12 protein-coding genes and 1 pseudogene are annotated in these 11,872 nt (G+C 38.6%); 1 reads left to right on the plus strand and 12 read right to left on the minus strand.

Going from position 1 to position 11,872, the window contains the following annotated elements:
* Positions 1–76: 76 nt before the first annotated feature.
* The 12 genes and pseudogenes from ndk to HMPREF2887_RS09425 form a co-directional block, all read right to left on the minus strand.
* A complete protein-coding gene (gene ndk, locus HMPREF2887_RS09370; RefSeq protein ID WP_021001604.1) occupies positions 77–499 on the minus strand; it encodes a nucleoside-diphosphate kinase in 423 nt (140 codons plus the stop codon).
* Positions 500–577: 78 nt separating this feature from the next.
* Positions 578–1,528, minus strand: coding sequence for a CPBP family intramembrane glutamic endopeptidase (locus HMPREF2887_RS09375; RefSeq protein WP_051148116.1), 951 nt, complete (start codon positions 1,526–1,528; stop codon positions 578–580).
* Complete coding sequence (locus HMPREF2887_RS09380; RefSeq protein WP_021001602.1) at positions 1,528–2,166, minus strand: TIGR01906 family membrane protein; 639 nt, start codon at positions 2,164–2,166, stop codon at positions 1,528–1,530. Before HMPREF2887_RS09380 ends, HMPREF2887_RS09375 begins: the two co-directional genes overlap by 1 nt.
* Complete coding sequence (locus tag HMPREF2887_RS09385) at positions 2,156–2,929, minus strand: TIGR01457 family HAD-type hydrolase (RefSeq protein WP_021001601.1); 774 nt, start codon at positions 2,927–2,929, stop codon at positions 2,156–2,158. The genes HMPREF2887_RS09380 and HMPREF2887_RS09385 overlap by 11 nt, the downstream gene beginning before the upstream one ends.
* A 22-nt stretch (positions 2,930–2,951) precedes the next feature.
* Positions 2,952–3,683, minus strand: a complete 732-nt coding sequence (locus HMPREF2887_RS09390; protein ID WP_003027992.1) for an acyl-[acyl-carrier-protein] thioesterase — start codon at positions 3,681–3,683, stop codon at positions 2,952–2,954.
* A gap of 3 nt (positions 3,684–3,686) precedes the next feature.
* Entirely contained in the window at positions 3,687–4,817 is a 1,131-nt protein-coding gene (gene hemW / locus HMPREF2887_RS09395; RefSeq protein ID WP_057489632.1) for a radical SAM family heme chaperone HemW, read from the minus strand.
* A 125-nt stretch (positions 4,818–4,942) separates the two neighbouring features.
* A complete protein-coding gene (locus HMPREF2887_RS10610) occupies positions 4,943–5,743 on the minus strand; it encodes a hypothetical protein (RefSeq protein ID WP_261673922.1) in 801 nt (266 codons plus the stop codon).
* Positions 5,744–5,973: 230 nt separating this feature from the next.
* The gene (locus tag HMPREF2887_RS10615) at positions 5,974–6,582 is read right to left on the minus strand and encodes a hypothetical protein (RefSeq protein WP_261673923.1); all 609 of its coding nucleotides are present in this window, start codon (positions 6,580–6,582) and stop codon (positions 5,974–5,976) included.
* The gene (locus tag HMPREF2887_RS09405; protein ID WP_022525912.1) at positions 6,572–7,315 is read right to left on the minus strand and encodes an ABC transporter ATP-binding protein; all 744 of its coding nucleotides are present in this window, start codon (positions 7,313–7,315) and stop codon (positions 6,572–6,574) included. The genes HMPREF2887_RS10615 and HMPREF2887_RS09405 overlap by 11 nt, the downstream gene beginning before the upstream one ends.
* Positions 7,316–7,444: 129 nt before the next feature.
* Positions 7,445–7,988: pseudogene (locus HMPREF2887_RS10620) on the minus strand (DUF1697 domain-containing protein).
* Positions 7,989–8,018: 30 nt separating this feature from the next.
* Complete coding sequence (gene uvrB / locus HMPREF2887_RS09420) at positions 8,019–10,007, minus strand: excinuclease ABC subunit UvrB (protein WP_057489630.1); 1,989 nt, start codon at positions 10,005–10,007, stop codon at positions 8,019–8,021.
* 90 nt (positions 10,008–10,097) lie between these two features.
* Entirely contained in the window at positions 10,098–11,057 is a 960-nt protein-coding gene (locus HMPREF2887_RS09425; protein WP_057489629.1) for a CPBP family intramembrane glutamic endopeptidase, read from the minus strand.
* 162 nt (positions 11,058–11,219) lie between these two features.
* On the opposite strand from HMPREF2887_RS09425, the gene HMPREF2887_RS09430 reads away from it, so the two are divergent.
* Positions 11,220–11,872, plus strand: a 653-nt coding sequence (locus HMPREF2887_RS09430) for a transporter substrate-binding domain-containing protein (RefSeq protein ID WP_148131516.1), incomplete at its 3' end; no start/stop codon positions are given.

An 11,872-nucleotide genomic window follows, 5' to 3' on the forward strand; every position in this document is an offset into this window, starting at 1 on the left:
GTACAATTCGGATAGTAAAAAAGAGAGAACAAAAGCAATCACTATCTGTACTCTCTCGAATTTATACTACTATGTTTTAATGATTACCAAACCAAAGCGCAATTTCCCGTTTGGCAGACTCTTCAGAATCTGAACCGTGAACAACATTTCGAATCGTTTCACCAGCTTCAGCTGCTTGTGCAAAATCTCCGCGAATAGTTCCCGGTAGAGCTTCTTCCGGACGAGTAGCGCCCATCATGTGACGCCAACCTGAAATCACTTGGCTTCCCGATAAAACACCGATAATCACAGATCCGCTTGTCATATAATCACGGATTGAAGGATAAAAATCTTTCGCTAACAGGGCTTCATAATGCTGATCAATTAACTCATTTGAAACATTGGTTCTCATTTCCAAACGTTCGATTTTGTAACCACGTTGTTCTACGCGCTTCAGTACTTCTCCAACCAAGCCACGTTTTACGCCGTCTGGTTTTATAATAAAAAATGTTTGTTCCATGATTGACACGCTCCTCTTTTGTTACCCTTATTTTATCATAAATGAAAGAAAGTTGAAAGTCCTTTCAAAAATCTTCTTTCACAAATGACTTATCAAGGTCAAAGATGTTAAAAACATGAAGATTGTAAAAATCCAGAACCAAACAGAACGAAAAGCTTGCCTATAGGCCCCTGGAAATGAACGATTTTCTTGTACATACATTTTTATGTCTGCTTTGTTTTTAATCAGGAAAATTACTGCGACACTTGCACCGACTAGCAGGATAAATAAGTGTAAGAGACCACCTATATCGTCCGGCAAAAACGAATACAAATAAGTTAAACCATCTCCAATGACCAAATTATTAAAAACGTGGAAAACCATTGCCCAGAGAATTGAATACTCCAAGGTCACATAAGAGAAGATAATTCCAACAAAAGCCGCAAAAAAGAACTGCGGGATATTTCCATGAAATAAACCAAATATGAGGGAAGACATCAAAATCGCAAAGACTTTTCCATATTTTTCAAATGTTCGTAAGCCTGCCCCGCGAAAAATCAATTCTTCTGAAACAGGACCGAAAAAACCTGCATACAAAAACATCGTTACACTATCTGAGCCTGCGGAAGCTGATTCAATGGCTTTAAATAAGCTAAATCCAAAGATATTCAACACTGCTTCGAATATTTGATTAAAGAGTACAAAACCTAATTGACCCAGAAGTAAGAATGATAAAACTATCCCAAACGTTTTTGGCATCATGACCCTTTTCTGCGTTCGTAAATCAGACTTAAATAATTTTCCATCCCGATACAACCAAAAGATAAATACTCCTGCACAAACAGCAATTAGATAATAGCTGCCATCGCGTGACATAAAACTTTCCGTTGCTTTTTGGATTCTCTCAAGATTTCCGGGATAACGAATCGCTTGAAACAAAGTTACAATCGTTTGGTAGATTAAGCTAATCATTGTCATGACGAAAACATAAATCAGACACAAAGCAGAAAATAAACTAACATCTTTTCGCACTTGCTGATTGGCTGACATCATTTTTCCTCCTTCTTCAAATAGATTTTTCGACTCCACAAGTATAACCCCACAGCAAAGCCTTCATAAAGAACAAAAAACAAAAGAAAGGCGTGGAGGAAAAATTCTTCTGGTAATATCCAAATGACAGGATCTTTAGCAGGGTCAAATAACCAAGTATTATCCCCAACAAATAAAATATGATGAAAGAGAGTAAAAAACGCATCAAAGCCAATCCCCAGCGCCACACCAGCAATTACAATAGGCAACCAAATAATAGCTAAAATCGCTTTGGAAAAGACAGATAGGTATCTTTTTTTTATAATGTTTTTTGCAAACAAACAAACCGCTGGTAAGGTTGCTAGAAAAGCGACTTGCGCCAGATGAAAAAGATATTTCACGACTTGAAAATGGTGCAGACCTGCTGCTGATGAGCGAAAATCAGGCATGGAGAGCTTTTGCTGAAATGGATTGGTTAGGTAATTCATCAAAATATTGAAATTGTGCTGAATGGTTGCAGATTTGAGGTAAACTTGATTTTCTAAATGCAACCAAGAAATTTCCAAAGGATAAAACAGCCAAGTCAGATAAATGGTCAACAAAATAGCTACTGCTAAAAAGCAGAGCATACTCAGCCAAAAGGTCAGTTTAATGCGCATCGAAATCCCACTCCGCTAGGCTAGAAAGTACATAATCTGGTTGGATTGGCAAGCCTGGCACTTCTTCTGGTTTCGTAAAGCCAGTTGTCACCAGAAGCGTAGGGATACCATTGTCAATCCCAGCCCGAATGTCCGTCAGGTAATTATCCCCAACCATTATCACTTCTTGCCGCGGTAGTCCTAGATGCTCAACCGCCTTTTCCATGATAATTGCATTTGGCTTCCCGATATAAACAGGTTTCACACGAGTTGCTACTTCAATGAGAGTAATAATCGATCCTGCTCCAGGCATGAGACCGCGCTCCGTTGGAATATTAAGATCTGGATTGGTTCCTACGAAATGAGCTCCCTTTTGAATAGCTAACGTAGCAATTGACAATTTTTCATAGTCCACTTCCCAATCCAATCCCACGACTACATAATCTGGATTATCCGTATCTTCAACATAACCAGCTTCTGCAATGGCTTGCTTAAGTCCTACATCACCGATAACGTAGACTTTCTTGCCTAAATTTTTATCATTTAAGTAGTCAACGGTTGCTAAAGTCGCTGTATAAATCGTTTCAATCGGCGTTTCAACATTGAATTGTTCCGCTAGCATCGTTTGAACAGTCTCAGGAGTACGTGTTGTATTGTTCGTCACAAATAAATATGGAATGTTGCGCCGTTGTAGTTCGTGAACAAAATCTTCACCCGCAGGAATACGGTCTTTTCCTCTATAAATCGTTCCGTCTAAATCAATTAAATATCCTTTGTAGGTCATACTTCTCTTTCTATTGTTTCTCTTATGAAATTTCTTGCCAAGTTACCATAGCTTGTGCATTGGTATCACCATCGCTGGAAATCTGATGATTGCTCTCTAATCCATTCAAATCATAACTAGAGGTAATCTGCCCGCCAGGTCGTACTTCCTTGACATACTTGAGGTGAACTTTTTTGGGAACGTGTTTCATGAGAAAATCAGCTCCCATAACTTCAAAAATCCAGTCCAAATACTTGCTGTTGTTGACATGACCATTCATGTCTAAATCATAAAACCGAACATGATAATCTTTACTGGTCGAATCTTTCAGTTCTGGATATTTTGGTCCACGAATCAACTTTTTAGAAAATTCTGCCTCGTAAGGCGCAACAATCTTTGGCTCTACAGCGTGCACTTTTCTACTGTCTCTGTCCATAAGGACAAAGGTAGCCATCATTTCAATCACAGCAACATCATTTTCATCAAAAACGGTAAAACGACGATAACAAAAGAGACGATTATAGGAAAGTGCTTCTGTTTCAATCGTCATTTCTTCACCAAATTTAGGCAGCCGTACCACATCGATATCATAGTCAGTAATAATCCAGACCAGATTGTATTTCTCCAGCATATCCTTGTCACTAATCCCCAAATCAATGGACTGCAAACCTGATACCTGTAAGGACAGCAAAATGACATCAGGCAACTTGATATGACCATTCATATCCGCCATGTCAAACGGAATTTTCATTTTCATTTGATAAGTTAAACCCATAATTTACTCCAATATAAATTTCTCTGCGACCGTATCACCCAAAAATAGACCCTTTTTAGTCATACGAACGATTTCTTTGTCAGGTACTAAGAGTCCTTGCTCAGTCAATTCTGTTACAACTTGACCATACTGCCGATCAAAAGAAACACCAAATTTTTCTTCAAAACGCTTTTTAGAAACACCTGACTTTTTGCGCAAGCCCAGAAACATTTCTTCTTCCATCATCTCTTGCTTGCTAAGGTGTTCCTCACTCACACGGGCATTACCTTTTTCGACCGCCTCTAAGTAATGACGGATGGGACCATGATTTTTGTAGCGAACCCCATTGACATAGCCAGATGCTCCGGCTCCAATACCAAAATATTCCGCATTGTCCCAGTACATGAGATTGTGTTGACTCTCAAAACCTGGCTTAGAAAAGTTAGAAATCTCATAGTGTTCAAACCCAGCTTTTTCCAACTCCTCAATGATATACTCAAACATCTCTGCTTCCAAGTCCTCCTTCGGTAAAGGCAGCTTTCCACGCCGCATCCGGTTCATAAAAACCGTGTGATTTTCTAGAATTAAGCTATAAAGACTCATGTGAGGGATGTCTAGTGCAATGGCCTTGGCCACATTTTCCCGCACGTTGTCCATGGTCTGCTTGGGTAGTGCATAGATCAAATCAATCGAGATATTGTCAAAACCAGCCAACTTCAGATTGGCGATGTTTTCATAAATATCTTTTTCTAAATGACTTCGGCCAATTTGCTTGAGCATGCGATCGTCAAAAGTCTGAACACCTAAAGATATCCTGTTCACAGGCGAAACCTTTAAAACAGCAATCTTATCCGGATCCAAATCTCCTGGATTGGCTTCAATAGTCAGTTCCTCTAACAATGACAAATCCAGCTTTTTCGTCAGCTCTGCCAATAAAAACTCCAGCTGCTTCGCTGAAAGAGCCGTCGGTGTCCCACCACCGATATAAAGCGTCTGTAAATGCTTTATATCATAAGAAGTATATTCTTGAAGCAAGTGCTCTAAGTAGGCGTCAACTGGCTGATTTTTGATAAAGACCTTAGAAAAATCACAATAATAACAAATTTGAGTACAAAACGGAATGTGTACATAGGCAGAAGTTGGTTTGGTATACATAGCATTTATTATAGCATAAATTTAGTATATAGATGTTTCAAAGCACACACTAAAATACATAGATCTCTTATCAATATATTCTTGCTAAGCAATAAAAACATAGTAAATATTCAAAAATTTTCAGCTTAATTTTCTACTTCAGTTTGAACTTTTTTCAAATAATAATTTGTCAGTAAAAATGCCATCATTGCAAGAGCAATCAGAAAAGTACCTGCTAACAAATAGCCCACTAAATCTGGTGATACAAGAATGAAATAAGCGCTTATTGCAATAATGATTATGTAAATAATCATAGCAACAATTCCTAAAATCATCTTTAGTGAATTATTTTCACGATTAAATAATTCCGTCACATTTGACCAATTGGTCACTTGTAGGCGTTTATCACGATGATATCCCCATGCACTCCATGCTAAACAGGTCAATGTCCAAGCTACAATCATCAAGACAATAGCAACTGGTTGCACGCCGACAACAAAGGAAAAAATTGTCAATAAAATGAATGGTAAAATGGATTGAATGACAAATAAATTCCAAAACTTAAGTTTAAGATAACGTGCCATATCAAAAGGTAATACTTTCAAATAATCATAATTTTCACGTTCAAGTGAAATGCCAATTCCTGTTAAATTTGCTCCACCTGTATTTAAACTTGCTACAAATGTTGCTATTAACATCAATGGAAAAGCAAATCTTGTTGTCAAATAAGGAGAAATCATTTCACGATACTGCATAAAACTAGCCATTAACGGAATTAAAATAAAATAAGGTAACACACTAGGCATCAAAAGAGTTTGTAATAAGACGGAGCCATCACTGATTAGGTTTAATTGATAGCGCAACACAAACTGCGGAAAGTTCCTAAGTCCATTCATCTTGAAAATTTTCGTTCGTTTTTGTCTATTGACCGTTGCTGTTGTGGTCATTGCAGCTTCATAAAATTCTGGTAAAACCTTTCGCTTAACAATTATAAATAATATAACAGCTACGACTATCCATGTTCCCATTCCAAGCAACGAATTCAAAGCAAAAGGTTGCATACTGAAAGCATGAAAAATAGTCATTGGCGGAAAATAAGCAGGTTGATCTTGCAATATTGCGTTTTTAACGTTAGAGTTATTTTGCAAATTCACCAATAAAATCGCACCAAAAGCCATTATTGTAGCAAGAGCCAGTAAAATATTAGAGGCAAGCTTTTTATATTTCCTAAAATAGTTGTTTTCGTAATAAAATGAACACCAACCAAAAGAAGGAAAATAAGTGTCGAAAACAGTACTCCTAACGAAATAAGCAGAATAGGGATTGCAAGCCAGATTGGTTGACCTGATTGCATTTGCAAACTAATAAAGTAAATAACAATCGGAAACACTCCCATTAAAGTAGTTAAAAGAACAGAAAATCCTTTCCCAACCATAATTTCGCTCTCACTAAAGGCATAAGGTCGGTAAGCTTGCAAGTCTTTACTTTCATAAAAAACATTGTAAAAGGAAAGAAATCCCTGTGCAAAGATGAATAAATAAAAGACGCTGACAAAATTCGAAAACAGCCCTGGATTCTGAGCAAGTGGTAAAAAAGCCCCTTGTACACCAAATATACAAGCATACAAAATTCCAGCATAGAGATAGTTCATCACTAGATTTCTAGCAACATTTCCTTTTTTATTTGGATTTTTTTGCTGTTTTTTACGATAACTAGAAAGCCTAGTTGATTGTGTCGTATAAATGATATTTGCATGAATGAGGGAGCGAATCGCTTTAAGACGCATCAGGACTCACCTCTTCTCTACGACCTGCCAAACTGAGGTAAATACTTTCTAAGGATTTTTCAGGATGTTGACCTTTCAATTCTTCAATCGTACCATAAAACAACAATTCTCCCTTTTTGAGAATGGCAATACGGTCACACAATTGCTCTGCCACTTCTAAAACATGGGTTGAGAACAAAACAGTATTTCCTTTATCTGCATGCTCTCGCATCATTTGTTTAAGGTCAAAAGCCGCCTGAGGATCCAAACCAGTTAAAGGCTCATCCAACACCCAGATATCTGGATCAGACAAAAGAGCACCAATGACAAATACTTTTTGTCGCATTCCATGTGAAAACGATTCAATAACTTCATAGCGATGAGCTGTAAAATCAAATAATTCCAGTAGCTCCGTTAAACGTTTCTCATAATCTGAAGGACTCATATCATAAGAAGTTCCAACCAATTCCCAGAATTCATTTGCTGTCAGGCGTAAGAATAAATCCGGCGAATCCGCCACATAACCGATTTTCTTCTTGATTTCCAACCGATTAGCTGCTAACTCCTTGCCATCCACAAAAATCTGACCATGCGTTGGATTAATTACACTAACCAATGATTTAATCGTTGTTGATTTTCCCGCACCATTGTGTCCAATTAAACCTACAATTTCTCCACTCTGAAGCGTTAAATTCAGATGATTCAACGCTATCTTGTCATCGTACACTTTTGTAACATCCTTAAATTCAATCATAAATTCTCCTATCTACTGAATGTTTTCAGCATGATGAAAATAAAAGTAAAAACTCTTTTTCTTTATTCAAACATATATATTCATTAACAATTTATCATTAGTTTTCCAAAAAAACAAAATAATGCCTCTTTAACTAGTATCTGCCAACTCCAAAATTTTCTGAAAGGTTTTCCCATTGCGAATAGTCAAAGACTTGTAAAAGCTAGATTTGAGTAGCTTCTTGTGGTAGTTGGACTTGAGATAGTCAGCCTGATCGCTATTTCTGTAAAAGAAGGCTATCTGACCGAAATGCAGCAACTCCCTGTCATTTTCCCAGCTCCCCGCCTCCTCTATCTGCTCGCGACTGGCTTCCAGCAGGTAAAAGAGGACATCGCGCCGATAGGCTGCCTCATCCTGCCACCAAGTAGACAGTTTTGCCACTTCTTCTTAGAGAATAGCAGAGCTGAGCAGGACAAAAGGGATTGGAAAGTCATAGGATTGACTGAAATAAGCCGTCAAAATCGGCCTAATCTTTTCCTCGTGCTCCTGACTGTCAAAAAAGAGATTGCCACTGTTGATGTAGGAGATAGGGTTCTCAAAGCCCAGCTCCACCAAATCGGCCTTCAAATCAGACATGATAACCTTGTTTTTTTCCGCCGACATTGATGCCGCGAAGTAAGAGAATATAACGCATTCTTCTTCCCTTCTTGCTTTGTTTGTCTTTCTAATCCACTGCCTTAATCTCCAAAATCATATCGCGGATTTGTGCCGCCAGTTCGAAGTCGAGAAGTCCTGCAGCTTCTTGCATCTGACCTTCTAGTTTCTTGATCATATCCTTGCGCTCTTGCTTGTTGAGGCTTTCGATTTCGACAATTTCTTCTTTGTCTGGCAGGACAGATTTGGTTACACTGATTAGGTCACGAATTTCTTTCTGGATTGTTTGCGGTACAATACCATGTTCTTCATTATAAGCCATCTGAATTTGACGGCGGCGAGCGGTCTCGTCCATAGCCTTCTGCATGGAGTCAGTCACCGTGTCCGCATACATGATGACATGACCCTCACTGTTGCGGGCAGCCCGACCAATGGTTTGGATCAAACCACGCTCATTTCGTAAGAAACCTTCTTTGTCTGCATCAAGGATAGCAACCAGACTGACCTCTGGTACATCAATTCCCTCACGCAACAGGTTAATTCCGACTAAAACATCAAAGACACCTAACCGCAGGTCGCGGATAATTTCTGTCCGCTCTAAGGTCTTGATATCTGAGTGCATGTACTTGACCTTAACTCCCATTTCTTTAAAGTAATCTGTCAAATCTTCTGCCATCTTTTTAGTCAACGTCGTGATAAAGGTCCGCTCATTCTTCTCTGCACGCGCATTGATTTCGCCTAAAAGATCATCTATTTGTCCCATAGTCGGACGCACTTCTACTTCTGGATCCAGCAGACCAGTTGGTCGAATAATCTGCTCAATCACTGTATCCGTCTGCTCCCGCTCATAGTCGCCCGGTGTCGCAGATACATAGACAATCTGATGAACATGACTTTCAAACTCCTCCCGACGCAGCGGGCGGTTATCCAAGGCAGAAGGCAAGCGAAATCCATAATTAACCAACATTTCCTTCCGTGAGCGGTCACCATTATACATACCCTTGATTTGCCCCATCGTCATATGACTTTCGTCCACCATGATTAAAAAATCATCAGGGAAGAAATCTAGTAAAGTGTAAGGTGGCTCACCTTCGCTCCGTCCGTCCATATGGCGAGAATAATTCTCTACGCCATTCGTGTAGCCCATTTCGCGCAGCATTTCAATATCATAGTCAGTTCTTTGTTTCAGCCGCTGAGCTTCTAAAAGTTTCCCTTCCTTTTCAAAGATAGCCAGCTGCTGCTCCAGCTCAGCCTGAATCTTGCCAATGGCAATCTCCATATTTTCGTCATTTGTCATAAAGTGAGTAGCTGGGAAAATTGCTAAATGATCCACTGCACCCAAAACTTGTCCCGTCAACGCTTCTACTTCTCGAATACGGTCAATTTCATCACCAAAAAACTCTACTCGAAAGGCATGCTCATCACGAGAAGCCGGAAAAATTTCTACTATATCACCACGCACCCGGAATTTCCCCCGCTGAAAATCAATATCATTACGCTCAAACTGGATATCCACCAAATCATTGAGAAGTTTATCCCGTGAAGTCTCTAAACCCGGCCGCAGACTGACAACGCTATCAGAGTATTCCTTAGGCGAACCCAAACCATAAATGCAGCTGACTGACGCCACTACAATCACATCGTTGCGTTCCAAGAGAGCCGAAGTTGCTGAGTGACGAAGCTTGTCAATCTCATCATTGACAGAGCTGTCCTTCTCAATATAGGTATCACTGGAAGGCACATAGGCTTCCGGTTGATAGTAATCATAGTAAGACACAAAGTATTCGACCGCATTGTCAGGGAAAAATTCCTTAAATTCCCCATAAAGCTGACCTGCCAGAGTTTTATTATGAGCGATGACTAAGGTCGGTTTATTAACCTTTTGAATAACCTGACTCATAGTATAGGTCTTCCCAGTTCCTGTCGCTCCCATGAGAATCTGAGCTTTCTCACCACCCTCTATATTATCCACTAATTGCTCAATCGCCTGTGGTTGATCTCCTGAGGGCTCATACTTAGAAACTAGTTTAAATTTATTGTCCGTAATTCTATTTATCATTATTCTTTTCCTCTATACAATCTTCTCTTATTTTATCATATTTCTAAAAATATCACTGACTTAGGATAATAAGAAGCCCACCTAGTAAAACTAAGTGAGATTTGATTTTTTAAATTGTAATGCTGCTGGTAATTTATCTTCTTTTTTAAGAGACCAATACAGATAGAAAATGCTGAGAATTAACACCAGACTGGTGAAAATAGAGCCTTCTGCTCCAAAAGCCCCACCCGAAAGCCAATCTACGTTGGATTTCGTATTGTAAGCAAAGACGGAAGTTTCTGCTCCCTGACCACTGACCTGAATACCATAAATGTTGCCTTGAACAAAATTCCAAGCACCGTGAATACCAGCCAGCCCCCACATATTGTCAGTTTTTAGCATGTAAAAACAAGCAAAAGCACCATCGAGAATAATATTGACAATCGAAAGAAGCGTCACACCAGGATTTAGTAAATGGAGAGCACCAAATAGGCTAGCAGAGATTAAAATACCGACCAAAATATTTGACTTGGCAGTAACTGTCGGAAATAGCCAACCACGCGTCACCAGTTCTTCTGTTCCTCCTTGTAACATCCAAAACGGAATCAGGGCGATGATAAAGAGAAATGGCTCCAAACTAAGATGGTTGAGTTCTAACCTACCTACACCTGTCATCAAAAGTAAGACAACTATGAAAGAAAACTGTGCCGCTCCAATCAAAAAACCTTTTCCCAATTCTTTAAACCAATTTTCCTTAAAAAAACCAAGACTTGAAAAAGGTCTTTTTTCAACGCATTTCACCCAAAGAAAGAGAGCCAAAGAAATAAAGAAAAAGAGGAAGAGTTGAATGAAAATCATATAATGCGATATCAGTTCTTGTATCATTACAAAGTCTGCCCCAGAATGAACAAGGCCAAACACAAGACCCAGCAGTATCGAAATTGGAACCAATGCAAGCCCGCCGACAATTTCACCTCCATAAACAAAAACAATCGAGAGAATAACTGCCAACCAAATAGGTGGAATGTAACGGGACTGTTTCACATTATCAAGCATACGAGATTGAAACATAAAATCTCCTTTCCTTTTTTGATTATTATATCATATTTATTTTATGCAAATCAAAAAAGAAATTTTCGTCTATGTTATAAAATCTAACATAAAAATACAAAATATTTGTATTTTAAAGATATTTTTGGTATAATTTAAAAATATTCTTTAAAGGAGAGACTCATGAAGAAAAAAATTATAGCTTTTTTGTTAGCTTTACTACCACTCTTTGCTGTAACAAGCATTCATGCCGATACAATCAAAGTGGTATCTGATACAGCTTACGCACCTTTTGAATTTAAAGATTCCGATCAAACTTATAAAGGTATTGACGTAGATATCATCAATAAAGTTGCTGAACTAAAAGGTTGGGACATCAATATGACTTTCCCTGGCTTTGACGCAGCCGTTAACGCTGTTCAGTCTGGTCAAGCAGATGCTATCATGGCTGGCATGACAAAGACCAAAGATCGCGAAAAAGTCTTCACTATGTCTGATACTTATTATGATACAAAAGTTGTCATTGCAACGACTAAAGCCAATACAATCAGCAGTTATTCCCAATTAAAAGGGAAAACTGTTGGGGTTAAAAACGGAACTGCCTCTCAACGCTTTCTAGAAAAAATCAAAAACAAATACAAATTTACTATCAAAACATTTGACACAACTGATTTGACTTACAACAGCTTGAATTCTGGTTCGATTGATGCCATGATGGACGACCAACCAGTCATTGAGTATGCTATTAAACAAGGTCAAAATTTAAAAATCTCTATAAAAGGAGAAGCTGTTGGTAGTTTTGCTTTTGGTGTCAAAAAGGGAAGCAAGTATGAATA

The organism is Streptococcus sp. HMSC071H03, from assembly GCF_001813035.1.
In the GTDB taxonomy this organism is placed as follows: domain Bacteria; phylum Bacillota; class Bacilli; order Lactobacillales; family Streptococcaceae; genus Streptococcus; species Streptococcus anginosus.